Raw genomic sequence first — 18,336 nt, 5'->3', positions numbered from 1 at the left:
CGCATCCGTTCCGTGATCGTGTCACGCGCTACCCCACCTGTCGTGTGGCGATCCGCGCACGTCCGCCGGCCCCTTTTCACCCGGACCGCGGTACGTGAGGGTGATGAATGACGACGCTCTGTTCGACCAGTTCGAACTGAACGGCCACACCCTCGACAACCGCGTCGGCCTCGCGCCGATGACCCGCACGAGCGCGACCGACGAGGGCCACGCGACCGAGCGCATGGCCCGCTACTACGCCTCCTTCGCCCGCGGCGGCTTCTCGTTCCTCCTCACCGAGGGCGTCCACCCGGACGCGACCCACAGTCAGGGCTACGACAACCAGCCCGGGCTCGCGACCGACGAGCAGGCGGAGTCCTGGAAGCCGGTCGTCGACGCCGTCCACGAGGAGGGCAGTCCGATCCTCGCACAGCTCATGCACGCCGGCGCACAGGCGCAAGGCAACCGCTACGGCTACGACTCCGTCGCCCCGTCGGACTACCGCCCGCCGGGCGAGATGGCCGAGCTGTACGGCGGCTCCGGCGAGTTCCCCCAGGCCGACGCGCTCGACGCCGAGGGGCTCGACGAGGTCCGGGAGGGGTTCGTCGCGGCCGCCGAACGGGCGGTCGACGCCGGCTTCGACGGCATCGAGGTCCACGCCGCCAACGGCTACCTCCTCCACGAGTTCGTCGACCCCCTCGTCAACGACCGCGACGACGAGTACGGCGGCTCGCCGGAGAGCCGCGCGCGCTTCCCCGCCGAGGTCACCGCGGCCATCGACGAGGCCACGCCTGACGAGTTCGTCGTCGGCGTCCGCGCCTCACAGGCCGCAGTCACCGACGAGGAGCGGGTCTGGCCCGACGGCGAGGAGACCGCCGAGGCGCTGTTCGCCGCGCTGTCGGCCGCCGGCGCCGACTACGTCCACGTGACCGGCGGCGACGCGACCGCGCCGGAGGTTCCCGACACCGACCGGACACTCGCGGAGTTGGCCGTCGAACACGTCGACGACGGTGTCGCCGTGATCGCCAACGGAGGCCTCGGCGACCCCGAGAACGCGCGGGCGGCGCTGGCGGACGGCGCCGACCTGATCACGCTGGGGACGGGCGCGCTGGCGAACCACGACTGGCCCGACCGCGTCCGGACGGGCGAGTCGCTCGAGGAACTCGACCCCGGCGTCGTGTTCCAGCCGGACGCCTCCCTCAGCGATCCCGAGGTCCCGAGCGACGACTGATCGACGACTGATCGACGAGGGGGTCGGCTCTCGCCTCCGCTCGCCTCCCGTCGGCGTTCCCGTACTACGGCCGCTCGACTCGGTAACGCGTCGTCGCCTTCCCCTCGAACCGCGGTCCCGGCCCCGTCGCCTCGAACCCGGCGCTCTCGGCGGCGTCCCTGAGATCGTCCTCGCCCTCGATCGCGAGCAGTTCGACGGCCAGTCCCTCGTTCGCCGCGAAGCGAAGCGGCTCGGCGAGCAGCCGTTCGGCGGCCTCGCGGGTGCCGCCGAACTGCGTGACGTGTACGGCGTCGCCGCGGACGTCGAAGCTGACGAACCCGAGGAGGTCGTCGGGATCCGCGTCGACGTCCTCGTTCGGGTCGGTCGCCGCCTCCTCGTCGACGGCGACGCGGACCGTCCGGTCGTGGACCAGCCCCCGCATCGCGTCCGACGGCGCGTCGGCGATGGCCCCCAGCGCCTCGGCGTCGGCCTCCACCGCGTCCCGGACGTGCATACCCCCCGCTTGGCCCGCGTCCACCCTAAAGCCTCACCCCGCCACCGCAGCTTCACTGCATCGCCGCAGTTTCACTCAGTCGCCGTGGCCACCCCTTACACGCCACAGTGACACTCACCTCGGCCGACACCGCCGGGGTATTACACGCCGGGCGCGAACGCGCGGCCATGAGCGTTCGAGAGGAGTTCGACGCCTGGGCCGCCGACGGCCGGGACAAGGGGATGGAGGAGCGACACTGGCACACCGCGAAGCACGTGCTCGCGCGGATGCCCGTCGAGGACGGCGACCGCGTGCTCGATCTGGGTACCGGGAGCGGGTACGCGCTTCGTGCGCTCGCGGACTCGACCGGAATGGCCCGCGGGTACGGCCTCGACGGTGCCCCCGAGATGACACACAACGCCCGCGAGTACGCCCTCGACGCCTCGCCGGCCGCCGATCTCGGATTCGTCGTCGGCGACTTCGGGCACCTCCCGTTCGACGACGACTCCCTCGACCACGCGTTCACGATGGAGGCGTTCTACTACAGCGCAGACCCGATCGAGACGCTCCGGGAGGTCGCTCGCGTCCTGAGACCGGGCGGCACGTTCCACTGTGCGGTCAACTACTACGAGGAGAACGTCCACAGCCACGACTGGCAGGAACACATCTCGGTCGACATGACCCGCTGGGACGCGTCCGAGTACCGCGACGCCTTCCGCGAGGCCGGACTCCACGTCGCCGAACAGGACAACGTCGCCGACACGGAGATCGACATCCCGCCGGCCGGGGAGTTCCCGACGGAGAACTGGGACTCCCGCGAGGCCATGGTCGAGCGCTACCGGGAGTTCGGGACGCTGCTCACCGTCGGCGTCGTCCCCTGACGACGACTGCCTCAAAGAGAAGAGCGGCGACCGCCGGACGGCTCACAGGAGCCAGCGAAGCAGCCCGTCCTTCCGGAGGTCGAACCGCTCGGCCAGCAGACCGTCGACCCCGAGCACGCGGCCGGCGGCGAACACGCCGACGGTCACGAACGCGACCAGGCCGAGCAGGTCGCCGTTGACGTAGCCGTGGGCCCAGTCGGCGTTCCCGAGGTAGAACAGCACCATCAGGACGCCGCCGAAGAACGCGGCCAGCCGGGTGAGCGCGCCGAGGACCAGGCCGAGGCCGATGAGCGCCTCGCCCACGGGAACGGCCACGTCGGTGAACGCGAGCAGCCACGGGGTGTTCGCCACCCACACGAACAGACCGTGGACGGGGCTCGCTCCGGTCGCGTTCGCCAGCCACCCGCCCGCGGCGAACGGCTCGGGAGCGATCAGCTTCGTCACGCCCGCCTGCAGGAACCACCAGCCGGTGATCAGGCGCAGGGCGACCAGCCAGTACGCGCCCACGTTCCCGACGCGGTGGGTCCCGAAGTCGAATCTCGTCTCGGTTGCGGTGGTTGTCGACATGTTCGTTCCTCCTACACCTGAGACAACGACCTTCAACCGGAGGAACCCGGAGGGTGGTTCCCTCAGCCGGGGACCCACCGGCTCAGTTATATACCAGCTCGCCACCGCTCACGAGCGCTCGACGACCCGAACGTCCGCGCGGTCGACACCGAGGGTCACGGGTTCGCCGACGTCGAAGGACCGGCTCCCGTCGGTTCGGACGGTCACGGCGACGCCGTTCCAGTCGCAGTGGAGTCGCGTCGCGTCGCCGAGGAACTCGGTGCTCTCGACGGTCGTCGCCAGCAACGCCCCATCCGGGTCCGCCCCCGTCCCCCTCCCCGTCCCACCGTTGCCGCCGACGCGATCACCGGCTCTCTCGCCCTCGCGGTCGCCGTCGCCGGAAGCGTGGACCCGGATCCGTTCGGGGCGCACGCAGACGACGAGGCGGTCGCCGTCACGGGCATCCTCCGCCACGTCGCTCGGGAGGGGGAGCGTCCCGCCTCCGTCGACGCGGAGGCGCAGGGGGTCGCCGCCGTCGTCCCGGGCGGCCGCCGCGTCGCGGACGCGGTCGCCCCCGGCGACGACCGACCCAGCGAACACGTTGTTGTCGCCGAGGAACTCCGCGACGAACCGGGTCGCCGGCGCGTCGTACAGCTCGCGGGGCCGGCCGACCTGCTCGATCCGGCCGCCGTCCACGACGGCGACGCGGTCGGAGACCGAGAGCGCCTCCTCCTGATCGTGGGTGACGTACACCGTCGTGATGCCCAGTTCTCGCTGGATCTCCCGCACCTGCACCCGGAGGCGCTCGCGCAGGCGTGCGTCCAGCGCCGACATCGGCTCGTCGAGCAGGAGGAGCCGCGGCTCGGGCGCGAGCGCCCGCGCGAGCGCCACTCGCTGCTGTTGGCCGCCCGAGAGCGTGTCCGGGTCGCGGTCGGCGAACCCCGGGAGGTCCACGAGTTCGAGCAGCTCCTCGACGCGCTCGTGTTTCGTGGTCCCCTCCGGCGGCCCCGAGAAGCGGAGGCCGTAGGCGACGTTCTCGCCGACGCTCATGTGCGGGAACAGCGCGTAGCTCTGGAACACGACGCCGATCCCCCTCGATTCGGGTGGAACGCCCGCCATCGACTCGCCGGCGATGTGTATCGAGCCCGCGGTCGGCTCCTCGAAGCCGGCGAGACACCGGAGCGTGGTCGTCTTTCCGCACCCCGACGGGCCGACGAGGGTGAAGAACTCGCCCTCCTCGACGGTCACGTCGACGCCGTCGAGCGCGGTCGTCGACCCGTACTCGACGCGGAGGTCCTCCACCCGAACCGCCGGATCGGACCGCTCGGCCGGCCCGGACGCCTCACCCACGGAACTCACCCCCGACGCGCTCGATGACGACGAACGAGGCGGCCGTCACCGCCAGCAACACCGTCCCCATGGCCGTCGCGGGACCGAGCCGCCGGCCGATGAACCGCTCGACGGCGACGGGCATGGTGTAGGTCCCGCCGCCCTCGGCGAGGATGACGGTCGCGTCGAACTCGCCGATGGAGATGGCGAACGCGAACGCGGCGCCGGCGACGACGCCCGGCCACACGAGCGGCAGCTCGACGTCGAGGACGGTTCGTGCGCGAGAGGCGCCGAGCGCCCGCGCCGACTCGACGAGCGCCCGGTCGAGGCGGTCCAGCGGCGGGGCGACCGTCCGCACGACGAACGGGTAGGCGCCGACCGCGTGGGCGGCGACGATGGCGACGGCGCCGGTGACGGTGAACCGGTAGCCGAACGCCTCGAACCCGAACACGAGCCCGCGGAGCAGCCCGAGGCCGACGACGATCCCCGACACCGCGAGCGGCGCCATCGACAGCGCGTCGACGAGCCAGCGCCCGCGGAACCGCCGGGTCGTGAGCACGCCCATCGCGACGCCGAGCGGGAGCGCGACCGCGAGCGCCGCCGCCCCGAACACCAGCGAGTTGACGATCGCGGGGAACGGTTTCACCTGGAACGTCGCGCCGGTCGCCTGCCGCTCCAGGAGGAACCGGTAGGCGTCGAGCGTGAACCGCCCGTCGACGCTGACGCTGGCGTAGAGCATGCTCGCGAGCGGTGCGACGAACACGAACGCGACGACGACGGCGTAGCCGGCGATCGCGAGCCGACGCGCGGCGCGCTCGCGGCTCCAGGAGTCGGGCCACAGCGGCCGGCGTGCGAGCGTCCGGACCCCGCGGCGCTCGGCCGCCTGCGCGCGCTCGTACCGGAGGTACAGCGCCATCAGCGACAGCGAGACGCCGGTCTCCAGCGCCGCAAGCGACGCGGCGCGGCCGTACTCCAGCTGCCGCCGGGCCGAGTAGATGAACACCTCGATGGTGGCGTACTGCGAGCCGCCCAGCGCCAGCGGGATGGCGAACGTCGCGAACGTGAACACGAACGTCAGCGTCGCGCCCGTCAGGAGTGCGGGGAGCAGCTGCGGAACCACCACGTCGCGGAACGCGCGCCGCCGTGAGGCGCCCAGCGAGCGGGCCGTCTCGACGGCGCCGGCGTCGACGGACTCCCACGCGGCGGCGACGACCCGCGTCACGAGCGGAGCGTTGTAGAACGCGTGCGCGACGAGGATCGCCCCCAGCGACGGGAGCAGATCGAGCTCCGGAAGCCCGACCGCGGACAGCGCGGCGTTGAGCGTTCCCTTCGCGCCGAACGTGGCGTAGAAGGCGGCGGCGACGAGCACCGACGGGACGACGAACGGAACCATCGTCACCGACCGGAGCGTGTCGCGGCCGCGGAACTCGAAGCGGGCGAGCACCCACGCCCCCGGCAGCCCGAGGAGGACGCTCAGCAGGGTGGACAGCAGCGCCTGATACGCGGTGAACCCCAGCACGCGCACGAGGTAGAACTCGTCGGTGAGCACCTCGACGAGCGGGCCGAAGGTGACTCGGCCGTCCTCGACGACGGCGTCGACGAACACCGTCGCCACCGGGTAGTAGAACAACACCGCGAGGAGGAGGGCCGTGACGGCAGCCAGCAGGGGTAACGCGGAGCGCTCCGCGAGCGCCGCGGGGCCGGCGGCCCGGGCGCGACGGAGGAGTCGACCGGGCCGGGCGTCGCTCACCCGCCGGCGAAGCGCCGCGCCCACTCGTCGGTCCATGTGCCGAGGTTCGCTTCGAGTTCGTCGTACGTGAAGGTGACCGACTCGGGCGGCTCCTTGGCGTACTGCGCGTAGTCGTCGGGCAGCGGCGCGTCCGCGATCGCCGGGAACGCGACGTTACGCTGGGCGATCCCGGCCTGGATCTCCGGCCGGAGCATGAACTCCATGAACGCCTCGGCGAGGCGGGGGGCGTCGCTGTCGGCGAACCGGGCCATCCCCTCCGGGTTGGCGTAGCCCTGGTCGTTCAGGAACCGGATCTGGTGTTTGTCGAGGTCCTGCCCCTCCGCCGAGGCGAACACCTGGTCGGTGGAGTAGGAGACGATCATCGGCGCCTCCTCGCTCAGATACGCGGAATAGGAGTCCGACCAACTCCCGAGGACGGTGACGCCGTTGTCCTGGAGGCGCTCCCAGTAGTCGAGGTAGCCGTCAGCGCCGAAGGCGTCGATGGTGTGGAGCATGAACGCCTCGCCGGTCGTCGAGGTGGTCGGGTTCTGCGCGATGAGGTCGCCCTCGAACTCGGGCTCGGTCAGCTCCTCGAACGTCTCGGGGGCGACGAACTCGCCGTCGTCCATCGTCGCGTTCCACACCATCGAGATGTAGCCGGTGTCGAACGGGACGGCCCGCCCCTGCGGGTCGAACTGCAGGCCGTCACGGATCGTGTCGATCCCATCGATCTCCCCCGCCTCGGCGAACAGCGGGTCCGTGAACTGCCCCTCGCCGCGCTGTCCGTCCACGTCGATGAGCTGTCCGGTGTCGAGTCCGACGTACACGTCGGCCTCGAAGTCGACGCCCTGTACCGCGCGCTCGATGTAGTAGTTGAGCTCGGAGTCGGGCGTCTGGTAGACGAGCGTCGCGTCGAACTCGGACTCGAACTCCCGCTTCAGCCACGCCCCCGGGCTGGTCGACGGCGCGTTCACGAACGGCGGGTACGTCGCGACGACCAGCGTGTCCGCCATCGACTCGGTCGGCTCGCCGGTCGTCGTGGCCGCGGTCGTCGTCTGGTCGTCGTCGGTCCCGGCCGGCGGCTCGCTGGTCGCCTCGTCGCCGGTGGGTTCTGCCGAACACCCGGCAAGCCCGGCGACGCCGGCGGCGCCGACCGCCCTGAGGAACCGCCGTCTGCTTCGTCCGTTCGCGTCTGTCATTACCGGGTGGTCACACTCGGAGATAATTAACCTCCGCGGTTCGCGGTCGAGCCCGATGGCGGGAATCGAACGGGTGCGGACGGACAACGACTTTGTACCGGCAGTGTGGCGTAGGCGTATGCAGCCCAGTCGACGCACCGCGATCGCGGCGCTGTTGGCCGGTCTCCTCGTCCTCGCGGCCTTCGTTCTCCGGAGCGTCCTCTCGACGGTGGTGTTCGCGATCACCGTCGCGTACGTGTTGTACCCCTTCCGGGAGCTGGTGAGCGGGTACGGCTACTCCCGGCGGATCGCCGCCGGCGCCGCCACGGCCGCGGGCTTCCTCGGGGTCGTGGCGCTCGCCATGCCGCTGGCGTACGTGCTGTATCGACGGCGGATGGACCTGCTCGCGTTCCTCGGGACGATCCCCGACCGGATCGTCATCGACCTCGGGGCGTTCACGTACGTGCTGGAGACGGCACCGGTGTTCCAGACCGCGCAGTCGACCCTCCGGGGGCTGGCGATCTCGCTGGCGGCGGCGGCCCCGGTCATCGCGCTGAAGCTGGTCGTGTTCGTCATCCTCGTGTACGGGCTCCTGCTGAAGCCGAACGCGCCGCGCGTGGCCGCGCTGCGGCTGTGCCCGGGGGAGTACCACGACGTGCTCTTCGCGCTCCACCGCCGCACGGCGTCGACGCTGCGGGCCATCTACGTCCTCCAGGGGGCGACCGCCGTGGCGACGTTCGCCCTCGGGCTGGTCACCTTCGTGGCGCTGGGGTACGACTCGGCGTTCGCGCTGGCGGTCGTCGCGGGCGTGCTTCAGTTCGTCCCGGTGCTCGGGCCGAGCATCGTCATCGCCGCGCTGGCTGTCGTCGACCTCGTCGCGGGCAACGCCTTCCGCGCGACGATCGTCCTCGTCGTCGGGATCGTCCTCGTCGGCTTCGTTCCCGACGCGGTGATCCGCCCGCGGCTCGCCGGCGGCGCCACCGACCTCCCCGTCTCGGTGTACTTCGTCGGCTTCGTCGGCGGCCTGCTCACGCTGGGACCGGTCGGGTTCGTGGTCGGGCCGCTCGTCGTCGCGCTGCTGGCGGAGACGGTGCGCCTGCTCTCGGACAACGGGGTGAGCACCCAACAACAGCTCCCCGGGAGGAGTGCGGATCCGAACCCGGAGCCGTCGGCCGACGGAACGCCGCCGGAGACCGACGACGAGCCGGCACCCTGACGTGCGCGGCTACTCGGTCACGATCTCCCCGCTGCGCTCCTCCCACTCGGTGAGGCTCCCTTCGTAGAACAGCACGTCCTCGTACCCGAGATGGCGGAGCACGAGGTACGTGTGACTGATCCGCCGAGCGGTGTTGCAGTACAGGAGAACCTCCCGGTCCGGAGTGATCCCGCGGTCGGCGAGGATCGACTCCAGGTCCCCGCGAGATCTCAGTCCCCGGGTGTCGGGGTCGACCAGTTCGAGCCAGTCGAGGTTCACCGCGCCCGGGAGGTGGCCCGCGGCGTACTCGTCGGGATCGCGGGTGTCGACGATCACCGCGTCGCCGTCGAGCCGATTCTCGACCGCCTCGAACCCCACGAGCGGCGACCGGACGGGGTCGCCGGGTTCGTAGTCCGTCGGCTCGGGATCCGGAGCCTCGCGGGTCGTCTCGCGCTCGCGGCTCCAGGCGCTGTAGTCGCCGTCGAGGACGTGTAGCCGCCCGGGATCGTGGCCGTACAGCTCCGCGGTCACGAGAAACCGCGCCGCGAACACGCCGTGTTCGTCGTCGTAGGCGACGATCTCGTCGCCCTCCTCGATCCCGGCCGCCGAGAGGAGGTCCGCCCAGCGGTCGGCGCCGGGGAGCATCCCCTCGTCGCCGGCTTCCGACCGGAACTCGTCGAACGGGATCGAGACGGCGCCCGGGACGTGGCCGATGCCGTCGTACTCCCACGCATCGCGCACGTCGACGACGCGGACGTCGGGATCGTCCAGTTCGTCCGCGAGCCACGCGGCGGGGACGAAGGTGTCGCTCATACCCGCCGTTCGAGAGGCGCGAACAAAAGGCCGGCCGACCCGGCGACGCCCGCAGCGCGTCAGAGAAAAGAGAGATTGTTGCCGCTTCCGGATCGCCCTCGCCCTGCCGGCAGTCGCGGTCCGTCCCCGGTGACAGGTGTCCCGCTGTGGTCGACAAATAACGTGGCAACATGTTCCGGTTCAGGAGACGATTGGCCGCCTCTGCCGGGGCTGCGGGTATTATACGGGAGGGAGGCGTACCCACGTTTGCAATGTCAGATTACGCGAAGGACGTACTCGTCGACGCCGATTGGGTGGAGGAACGCCTCGACGAGTTCCAGTCCGACGACGCGGCGCACCGACTGGTGGAGGTGGACGTCGACACCGAGGCCTACGACGCCGAACACGCGCCCGGCGCCATCGGCTTCAACTGGGAGACGGACCTCCAGGACCAGACCCAGCGCGACGTGCTCACGAAGGAGGACTTCGAGGCGCTGAACGCCGAACACGGCATCAGCGAGGACTCGACGGTCGTCCTCTACGGCGACAACTCGAACTGGTTCGCCGCCTACACCTACTGGCAGTACAAGTACTACGGCCACGACGACGTGAAGCTGCTCGACGGCGGCCGCGAGTACTGGCTGGAGAACGACTATCCGACCACCGACGAGGTGCCGTCGTTCCCCGAGACGACCTACACCGCCGACGAGCCCGACGAGTCCATCCGCGCGTACCGCGACGACGTGGACGACGCCATCGGCGCGGGCGTTCCCCTCGTCGACGTTCGCTCGCCCGAGGAGTACAGCGGCGAGATCCTCGCCCCGCCGGGCCTGCAGGAGACCGCCCAGCGCGGCGGCCACATCCCCGGCGCTCGCAACATCTCGTGGGCCTCCGTCACCAACGACGACGGGACGTTCAAGACCAAGGAGGAACTGGAGGAGCTGTACGACGACGTGCTCGCGGACGGCGACGACGAGATCGTCGCGTACTGCCGCATCGGCGAGCGTTCGTCGGTCGCGTGGTTCGCGCTCCACGAGCTCGTGGGCGCAGACCAGACCGTCAACTACGACGGCTCCTGGACCGAGTGGGGGAACCTCGTCCGCGCGCCGATCGTGAAGGGCAGCGAGCCCGGCGGCGAGTGAAGCGAGGCCGACCGTAGGGAGGCCTCGGAAGACGCCGGGGCGGTCCTCGGGCCGTTCAAGTCACCGTAGAGCGGTGTCGCAGCTATTCCCCGCCATCACCGTCACTACGTCGAGGACGGTTCCGCGGTTCGTTCCCGCGTCTCGCCCGTGCGCGCCGGAACGGAGAGACGGATACGGTTCCCGTTCTCGTCGGCGTGTTCGACCGTGATGTCCCCGTTCGAGAGCTCGATGCACCAGTAGACGAGCCAGATGCCGAGCCCTCCGCTGTGGTTGATCGGGTCCCTGCCGAACTCGTGGGCGCCGGTCAGTACGTTCACCTCGACGTCGGGGAGCGCGGCGGCGTCGTCCGTGATCTCGACCTCCACGGTCCCGTCCTCGCCGCTGACGGCGATGTCGACGCGCGGCCGCTCGTCGTCGCAGTGAACGATCCCGTTCTCGATCAGCTCTGCCACAGCGGTTCTGGTCAGCGAGGGAACGACCGGCAGCTCGTCGTCGTCGAACTCCAGCGAGTAGTCGACGACGGCGTTCGGGTAGCGATGCCGAGCGCGTTCGATGGCGGTTTCGATCGCCTCGCCGAGGTCGACCCGCTCGCGGAACCGCCGGTCGACGAGCAACTCGATGATCCGCCGTTCCTTGGTCGCGGTCCGGAGCAGCCGGTTGCCAGTCGTCCGGATCTGCTCGGTCAGCGGCGTGGTCTGGGGGTGATCGGCGGCGATCTGTTCGGCCGCCCCCAGGATGACGTTGAGGTCGTTTCGGAGGTTGTGTCGGAGGAGGTTGTCCATCACGACCAGGTGTTGTTCCCGCCGGTGGCGTTCGGTGACGTCCCGACTGAACCCCGCGATCCGGGTGACGACCCCGTCCTCGACGATCGGCACCGCCTGGACCCACACCCACCGGCTGAAGTCCTCGCGGGCGTTGACACGGTACTCGATGTCGACCGACTCTCCGTCGCTGAGACGTTCCATCGCGTCGATCACCCGCGTCACGTCGTCCGGGTGGATCGCGTCGAGGAACGCCACCGGGTCGTCGTACAGCCGCTCGGGACCGATCCCGTAGATGTCCCTGACGGCGCCGTTCACGAACAGCGCCTCCGACCAGTCTCCCGAGAACAGCCAGAGCACGTCGCTCGACACCGACGCGATCGTGTTCAACCGCGCGGCGGCCTCCTCGCGTGTCTCCTCGGCCGCGATCCGGTCGGTGATGTCACGAGAACTCACGACGTAGCCGTCGACACGCTCGTCGGTCAGGTTCGACATCCGGCTCTCGAGCCACACCCAGTCGCCGTCGCGGGTTCGATACCTGTACGTGATGGTCGTCTCGTCGTAGTCGTCCGCCCGGCACATCGCGTAGAACTCCCGGCGCACCATCGGCGAGTCGTCAGGATGGACGTACTCGAAGGCGTTCTCGCCGACGAGCTCCTCGGGCTCGTAGCCGAGGGTCGCCTCGACCGCGGCGTTGACGTACGTGACGGTCCCGTCCTCGGTCACCACGGCGACCGTGTCCTGCGCGTGGTCGAGGAGCAACTCACCGAGGGACGGATCGCCCATGGACGCGTTCGTGAGACGCGACGATAAAAAGGTGTGCGCGGATATCTCACCGCTGATACGGGTCACCGGCGGCTCCCCCCGTCGACGACGCCGCTACCCGCCGAGGATCGCCGCCGCGATCCGCGGCGTGATGAACGCCTCGATGGCGGCGGCGACGACCAACAGGACCCCGATCCCGACGAGTACGTACGCCGCCCGCTCCAGTTCGTCGGCGACGGCCTCGGCGGCCGCTCGGCCCCGAACCGCGCGCCAGCCGACGCCGCCGAGGTGGAGGCCGAGCCCCCCTGCGACGGCGATAACCGGGAGTTCGAGGACGCCGTGTGGCGCCACGAGCGCGAGGAACGCGGTCCGGTCGAACACGCCCGCGAGCGCGCCCACGAGGACCCCGTTGAACAGCAGCCCCGACACCGCGGGGACGCCGAACGCCACGCCGCCGTACGCCAGCCCCGCGCTCACGAGCCAGTTGTTGGCCGCGATGGTGACGAACGGCCCGATCGGGACCGCGCCGAACACGCCGGCCACGTCGCTCGGACCGGACGCGGTCACCCCGTACTTCGCGGTCGTGACGTACCCGGCGGCGATCCCGCCCGCGAGCGTCGCGAGCGCGGCGAGCACCGGGAGCGGACGGCCGCGGACGAAGCGAGCGAGCTCGCTCCACCCCCGTCGGAGCACCCGCCGTATCCGGACGCCGACCCCCGGTCGGTCGACCCGGTCCGGGCCGTCGCCGCCCGCGTACAGCGCCGTCGACCCGGCCTCGAGCAGCGGCGCGACCAGCAGCGGCAACACGATCCCGCCGAGACTCCCCGCCCCCGCGGCGTTCGCGACGGTGACCGCGACGGCGACCGCGACGTAGCCGCCCACGGCGACGAGTGCGAACGCGAGCGCGTGCGCCGGGTGGGCGCGAACGAACCCGAGGCTCGCGCGGATCGAGTCGACGGTTCCGACGTCGTCGACGATCGCGGCCGGCTCCGCGAACGCGAGCAGGAAGTACGCGAGGAGGACGAGCAGGCCGCCGAGGCCCACGAGCGCGACCGTCACCAGGACCGCGGCCACGCTCGCGGCGTCGCCCGCGATCGCCGTCGGCGAGACCGCGAGGGACAGCCCCACGAACAGCGGGAGCCCCACCGCGACGAGCGCGACGGCCGCGCGCACCAGGGTGAGCCCGAGGAACGTCCGCCACCGGCCGGCCGACCGGACGCCGGCGACGAGCGGCGCGCGCCCGTCGAGCCCGGCCCGGACGGTCCCGTACGTCACCGCGGACCCGAGCGCGCCCGCGAGCAGGCCGACGATCACGGCGCCGACGACCCCGGCCCCGATCGCAGCGACGACCGTCGGCGTCACGACGTTGGCCGCGGCGTCGGCCATTTCCGCGGCCGTTTCCGGGGGGACACCCCCCATCGAGGCGGGGTCGGACCCGGTCCCGGAGGCGGACTCGCGGGCGGCCTCTTGGAACTCGACGGCGGCACGCGCCAGCGGTTCGAGCCGATCGGTCGCCGCGAGCGACGCCGCGGCGACGCCGATCCCGACCGTCAGTGGGACGCGGGCGGCGGCGGTGAGGCCGATCGAGAGGAGGTACGCGGGGAGGACCGCGGCGGGACGATCGCGGAGGAGCCGTCCGGCCGCGCTGAGGGCGGTCGAGACGGATCGCGACTCGTCGGAGGGACGTGACATATTTCCGACTCTCCGGCGCGATTGGTAAGCGTGTCGCTGGCGGGGGATTCAAGCGCCACACGGGCGTACGCTCGTGCATGGACGCAGACGCCTTCTCCGAGGAGTTCCGCGACGACAACGAAACGCCCCTCTCGCGGCTCGGATCCTCGAAGTCGCTGTACGCGCTCGCCGGCGGCGAGATGGACGCCGACGCCGTCCGCACCGCCGTCGCCGCCGAGTTCGCGCTCGCCGGGCGGACCTTCGAGTCGTGGAGCGCCGACGAGGCCAACGGCGACGCCGCGGCGCTGTTCGGCGACGTCGCCGAGGACGCCCGCGGGCACCGGGACGTGGCCGACGCCGACTTCGACGCCGAGGCGGACGACCCCCACGAGTATCCGGAGTACGACGCGCTCGCCGACCTGACTGACACCGTCGAACGCGTCGGCGGGCTGTACGGGCGACTGGTCGTCGCCCACACCCGCGCCGAACAGACGGTCGGCTTCTTCGTGGGGGACGCGGACCCGGCGTCCTCGAACGACTTCCGCGGGATCCGCGACGACCTGGCGGAGAACCTCGAGGACGCACTCGACGTGCTTTCGGCGGTGTGCGACGGAGACGAGGACCGGGCCGTCGCCCGTGACGCCGCCGACGCCGTCGTCGAGGCCGCCTACGACGACTACGTCGCGACGCTGGAGGGTATGGGCGTCAAGCCGAAGAACGTCTGCTGAGGTCGGCCGTGGATCGGTCGCCGGTTGCTCGAGACCGTCCGTCGACTCGACGGAGACTCAAAACAGCGGATCGAGCCCTTCGGCGTCCCAGATGCCCGCTGACAGCCCGGATCGCTCCGCGATGTCGGCGACGTTGCGCTGGGCCTCGATAGCCGCCGTGCGCACCTCCGCCAGCCGCGGCGCCTCGGTGACGCCGCCGAGGAGGACCGCGGCCGCGAGGTGGTCGGTGTCGCGAAGCGGGTAGTCGCCGCCGCGCACCTCCGGCGTGCCGGTCGCCTCCTCCAGCCACCGGCGCGCGTCCTCGACTCCCTCGCGCGAGATCGTCTCCGGCGGTCCGCTGACGACGACGAGTGCCCGCTCGACGTTCGAGAGTTCGCATGGAAGCGTCAGCCCGCCCAGCGCCGCCCGCCGGACGGTCGCGGTCACGCGCGTCGTGGACGCGAGCGCGTCCTCCGCGATCTGCTTTCGGCCGCCGAACAGCCCGCGCTTGCGCTCCAGCGGCGCCGAGGCGTAGCCGAGCGACGCCACCCCGCCCGAGCGTCCGAGCGTGTTGATGATCTCGCTCGCGTCGACCACCTTCTCGGGGGTCGGATCCCGCGCCTCCCCGGCCGAGAGAAGGACGCCGAGTCGCCGAGCGATCTCGTCGTTCACGCGACCGTAGCCGCCGGCGAGGCTCTCGCCGGACTCGCGGTGGGCGTCGTTGTCGAACAGCAGCGTTCCGTCGGCGTGCTCGACGACGGTCTTGAGCGACCGGGCCGCGTTGAGCGTGTAGATGCCGCCCTCGTCGCGGGCGGGGAGCACGCCGAGGGCGTAGACGGGCTCCTCGTAGATCCGCCGAAGCTCCCGGCAGATCACCGGCGCGCCGCCGGATCCGGTTCCCCCGCCGAGCGCGGCGACCACGAGGAACGCGTCCACGTCGCTCGTCGGGATCGCGTCGACGGCGTCGCGGACCTCGTCGATGTCGTCGCGGGCGAGTTCGGCGCCGAGTTCGTTGTCCGCCCCGGCGCCGTGACCCTTCACTCGGTCGCCGCCGATGAGCACGCGCCGCTCGGGATCGATCTCGCGCAACCCGAGGAGGTCCGCGCGGGCGGTGTTGACCGCGACCGCGTCGGCGACGATGTCGACGCCGGCGTTTCGCTCGTACCGCAGCAGCGCGTCGGCGATCTTGCCGCCCGCCTGTCCGACGGCGATGAGTCCGACCTTCATGGCCGGACGTTGTCGTCGTCGGTGATAAATCGCGGTCCCGATCCGCGTTCGCGTCCCGCCTCGACTCAGACGCCGGGGACGCCCTCGCGGTACTCGCTGATCGACTCGATCGCCGCGTCGGCGTGTTCGCGTACCCCCTCGTCCGCGTTGCTCGTGGCCTCTCGGAGCGTGTTAATCCGCTTCGCCATCCAGCCGTGATCCGGGCCGGACCGACTCTCGTCGGCGACCGCCCGGAGGTCGTCGGCGACGCCGGCGAGTCGCTCGGCGGTCCCGTCGTCGACGGCTTCGGCCGCGCGCTCGGCGTGCTCTGCCGCGTCCACGAGGAGTTGTCGCGTCATGTCTGCGGGTTCTCGGTTTCGGGTGGTATGCGTTTCGGCGCTCGCGAACGTCGCCGGCGTCCGTGACGGGCCCCGATCACGCTCCCCCATGGCCGCGGTCTCGTTCGGTCAGTCGACTGGGCTCTCTTTGTGGACGACTCGGGCTACGCGGCCTCGTTACACTCGGCCGCGTACACCTCGTCGTCGTTGGCCGCGGTCTCGTTCGGTCGGTCGCTCCGCTCCCTCACTCACTCGACCGCGCTCGTCAAGTGTCTCCACCCCCACAAACCGCCAATGAGCGAATCCGAGGGACCCCTCTCGCCGGACCGTCCCGAGGCCGAGAAGCCGTTCCGCGTCGACGCCCCGTTCGACCCCGCGGGCGACCAGCCCGACGCGATCCGCCAGCTCGTCGACGGGTTCGAGTCCGGGATGAGCGAGCAGACCCTCCTGGGAGTCACCGGCTCCGGGAAGACCAACACCGTCTCGTGGGTCGTCGAGGAGCTGAACACCCCGACGCTCGTCATCGCCCACAACAAGACGCTCGCGGCCCAACTGTACGAGGAGTTCCGGAACCTGTTCCCCGACAACGCCGTCGAGTACTTCGTCTCCTACTACAACTACTACCAGCCGGAGGCGTACGTCGAGCAGACGGACACCTACATCGACAAGGAGATGTCCATCAACGACGAGATCGACCGCCTCAGGCACTCCGCGACGCGGTCGTTGCTGACGCGTGACGACGTGATCGTCGTCGCCTCCGTCTCGGCCATCTACGGCCTCGGCGACCCCGCGAACTACCGGCGGATGGCGCTGGAACTCGAAGTCGGCCAGGAGATCGGTCGCGACGAGCTGCTCGCGACGCTCGTGGACCTCAACTACGAGCGCAACGACGTGGACTTCCAGCAGGGCACCTTCCGGGTGCGCGGCGACACCGTCGAGGTGTTCCCGATGTACGGTCGCCACGCCGTCCGCATCGAACTGTGGGGCGACGAGATCGACCGCCTGCGCAAGGTCGCGGTCGTCGACGGCGAGGTCGTCAGCGAGGAGCCCGCGGTGATGATCCACCCCGCCGAGCACTACTCGATCCCCGAGGAGCAGATCGACCAGGCGGTCTCCGAGATCCGGGAGCTGATGGAGCGACGCGTCTCGCACTTCGAGCGACAGGGAGACCTCGTCGCCGCCCAGCGCATCGAGGAGCGGACCACCTTCGACATCGAGATGCTCCAGGAGACGGGCTACTGCTCGGGCATCGAGAACTACTCCGTCCACCTCTCGGACCGGGAGTCCGGCGACGCGCCGCACACGCTGCTCGACTACTTCCCCGACGACTTCCTCACCGTCGTCGACGAGTCCCACCAGACGCTCCCGCAGATCAAGGGGCAGTACGAGGGCGACAAGTCACGCAAGGACTCGCTGGTCGGCAACGGGTTCCGGCTCCCCACCGCCTACGACAACCGTCCGCTCACCTTCGAGGAGTTCGAGGAGAAGACCGACCGCAAGCTGTACGTCTCGGCGACGCCGGGCGACTACGAGCGCGAGCGGTCCGATCAGATCGTCGAACAGATCGTCCGGCCGACCCACCTCGTCGACCCCGAGGTGACGATCGAGCCCGCCCAGGGGCAGGTGGACGACCTGATGGACCGGATCGACGACCGGATCGAGCGCGGCGAGCGCACCCTCGTCACCACCCTGACGAAGCGGATGGCCGAGGACCTCACGGAGTACCTCGAGGAGGCCGGCGTCGAGGTGGCGTACATGCACGACGAGACGGACACCCTCGAACGCCACGAGATCATCCGCTCCCTGCGGCTCGGCGAGATCGACGTGCTCGTCGGCATCAACCTCCTGCGGGAGGGGCTCGACATCCCCGAGGTCTCGCTCGTCGCCATCCTCGACGCCGACCAGGAGGGGTTCCTCCGGTCGGAGACGACGCTCGTGCAGACGATGGGCCGTGCCGCCCGCAACGTCGAGGGCGAGGTGATCCTCTACGCCGACGAGACGACGAGCGCGATGGAGGCGGCCATCGGGGAGACGAACCGCCGCCGCGAGATCCAGCGGACGTTCAACGAGGAGCACGGCTACGAGCCTCGGACGATCGACAAGGAGATCGGCGAGACGAACCTCCCCGGGTCGAAGACCGACACCTCGGGCGTCTCGGGCGACGACGTGGCCGACGAGGAGGAGGCGCAGGCGCGCATTCGGGCGCTGGAGGAGCGCATGGAGGAGGCCGCGAGCAACCTGGAGTTCGAGCTGGCGGCGGACATCCGCGACCGCATGCAGGACCTCCGCCGGGAGTTCGACGTGGACCCGGAGGAGGTCGGGATCGAGCCGCCCGCGGAGGACGACGAGGGGATCGCCCCCGGCGACGACGGCTTCTGATCCTCGGGCCGGTCCGGCCACCTGTTCGGCCCGGA

General features: G+C 70.8%; 16 protein-coding genes. 6 read left to right on the top strand and 10 right to left on the bottom strand.

What is annotated here, in order from left to right:
- Positions 1-103: 103 nt before the first annotated feature.
- On the top strand, positions 104-1,210 hold the full coding sequence (locus GRX01_RS02690; RefSeq protein WP_159663103.1) for an NADH:flavin oxidoreductase: 1,107 nt from the start codon (positions 104-106) through the stop codon (positions 1,208-1,210).
- 64 nt (positions 1,211-1,274) lie between these two features.
- Here GRX01_RS02690 and GRX01_RS02685 read toward each other — a convergent pair whose 3' ends face one another.
- A complete protein-coding gene (locus tag GRX01_RS02685; RefSeq protein ID WP_159663101.1) occupies positions 1,275-1,703 on the bottom strand; it encodes a hypothetical protein in 429 nt (142 codons plus the stop codon).
- Positions 1,704-1,870: 167 nt separating this feature from the next.
- On the opposite strand from GRX01_RS02685, the gene GRX01_RS02680 reads away from it, so the two are divergent.
- On the top strand, positions 1,871-2,563 hold the full coding sequence (locus GRX01_RS02680; RefSeq protein ID WP_159663099.1) for a class I SAM-dependent methyltransferase: 693 nt from the start codon (positions 1,871-1,873) through the stop codon (positions 2,561-2,563).
- A gap of 42 nt (positions 2,564-2,605) precedes the next feature.
- Here the strand turns inward: GRX01_RS02680 and GRX01_RS02675 are convergent, their stop codons facing one another.
- The 4 genes from GRX01_RS02675 to GRX01_RS02660 form a co-directional block, all read right to left on the bottom strand.
- Entirely contained in the window at positions 2,606-3,130 is a 525-nt protein-coding gene (locus GRX01_RS02675; protein WP_159663097.1) for a DoxX family membrane protein, read from the bottom strand.
- A gap of 108 nt (positions 3,131-3,238) precedes the next feature.
- Positions 3,239-4,468 (bottom strand): ABC transporter ATP-binding protein, encoded by a 1,230-nt coding sequence (locus tag GRX01_RS02670; RefSeq protein WP_394351360.1) that lies wholly within the window; start codon positions 4,466-4,468, stop codon positions 3,239-3,241.
- On the bottom strand, positions 4,452-6,224 hold the full coding sequence (locus tag GRX01_RS02665) for an ABC transporter permease (RefSeq protein WP_159663095.1): 1,773 nt from the start codon (positions 6,222-6,224) through the stop codon (positions 4,452-4,454). Before GRX01_RS02665 ends, GRX01_RS02670 begins: the two co-directional genes overlap by 17 nt.
- The gene (locus GRX01_RS02660) at positions 6,185-7,366 is read right to left on the bottom strand and encodes a thiamine ABC transporter substrate-binding protein (protein WP_159663093.1); all 1,182 of its coding nucleotides are present in this window, start codon (positions 7,364-7,366) and stop codon (positions 6,185-6,187) included. The genes GRX01_RS02665 and GRX01_RS02660 overlap by 40 nt, the downstream gene beginning before the upstream one ends.
- Positions 7,367-7,484: 118 nt before the next feature.
- Here GRX01_RS02660 and GRX01_RS02655 point away from each other — a divergent pair, with 118 nt between their 5' ends.
- Positions 7,485-8,561 (top strand): AI-2E family transporter, encoded by a 1,077-nt coding sequence (locus GRX01_RS02655; RefSeq protein WP_159663091.1) that lies wholly within the window; start codon positions 7,485-7,487, stop codon positions 8,559-8,561.
- Between the two features lie 9 nt (positions 8,562-8,570).
- Here GRX01_RS02655 and GRX01_RS02650 read toward each other — a convergent pair whose 3' ends face one another.
- Positions 8,571-9,353 carry a sulfurtransferase gene (locus GRX01_RS02650; RefSeq protein WP_159663089.1) on the bottom strand — a complete coding sequence of 261 codons (783 nt, stop codon included), beginning with the start codon at positions 9,351-9,353 and terminating at the stop codon, positions 8,571-8,573.
- A gap of 251 nt (positions 9,354-9,604) precedes the next feature.
- Here GRX01_RS02650 and GRX01_RS02645 point away from each other — a divergent pair, with 251 nt between their 5' ends.
- Positions 9,605-10,474 (top strand): sulfurtransferase, encoded by an 870-nt coding sequence (locus GRX01_RS02645; RefSeq protein WP_159663087.1) that lies wholly within the window; start codon positions 9,605-9,607, stop codon positions 10,472-10,474.
- Between the two features lie 104 nt (positions 10,475-10,578).
- Here GRX01_RS02645 and GRX01_RS02640 read toward each other — a convergent pair whose 3' ends face one another.
- Complete coding sequence (locus tag GRX01_RS02640) at positions 10,579-12,021, bottom strand: PAS domain-containing sensor histidine kinase (protein ID WP_201289478.1); 1,443 nt, start codon at positions 12,019-12,021, stop codon at positions 10,579-10,581.
- Between the two features lie 93 nt (positions 12,022-12,114).
- Entirely contained in the window at positions 12,115-13,692 is a 1,578-nt protein-coding gene (locus GRX01_RS02635; protein WP_159663085.1) for a stage II sporulation protein M, read from the bottom strand.
- Between the two features lie 77 nt (positions 13,693-13,769).
- Here GRX01_RS02635 and GRX01_RS02630 point away from each other — a divergent pair, with 77 nt between their 5' ends.
- Complete coding sequence (locus tag GRX01_RS02630) at positions 13,770-14,399, top strand: transcription antitermination protein (RefSeq protein ID WP_159663083.1); 630 nt, start codon at positions 13,770-13,772, stop codon at positions 14,397-14,399.
- A 57-nt stretch (positions 14,400-14,456) separates the two neighbouring features.
- On the opposite strand, the gene GRX01_RS02625 is transcribed toward GRX01_RS02630, so the two are convergent.
- Together GRX01_RS02625 and GRX01_RS02620 are read right to left on the bottom strand one after the other, a co-directional pair.
- Positions 14,457-15,605 (bottom strand): tubulin/FtsZ family protein, encoded by a 1,149-nt coding sequence (locus GRX01_RS02625; RefSeq protein ID WP_159663081.1) that lies wholly within the window; start codon positions 15,603-15,605, stop codon positions 14,457-14,459.
- Between the two features lie 65 nt (positions 15,606-15,670).
- Positions 15,671-15,943, bottom strand: a complete 273-nt coding sequence (locus GRX01_RS02620; RefSeq protein WP_159663079.1) for a DUF7553 family protein — start codon at positions 15,941-15,943, stop codon at positions 15,671-15,673.
- A gap of 273 nt (positions 15,944-16,216) precedes the next feature.
- Here GRX01_RS02620 and uvrB point away from each other — a divergent pair, with 273 nt between their 5' ends.
- Positions 16,217-18,301: an excinuclease ABC subunit UvrB gene (gene uvrB / locus GRX01_RS02615; RefSeq protein ID WP_159663076.1), complete on the top strand. Its 2,085-nt coding sequence runs from the start codon at positions 16,217-16,219 to the stop codon at positions 18,299-18,301.
- Positions 18,302-18,336 lie beyond the last annotated feature (35 nt).

It is taken from the genome of Halobaculum saliterrae (assembly GCF_009831625.1).
Classification (GTDB): Archaea; Halobacteriota; Halobacteria; order Halobacteriales; family Haloferacaceae; genus Halobaculum; species Halobaculum saliterrae.
This window is presented reverse-complemented; position numbering and strand designations above follow the sequence as displayed.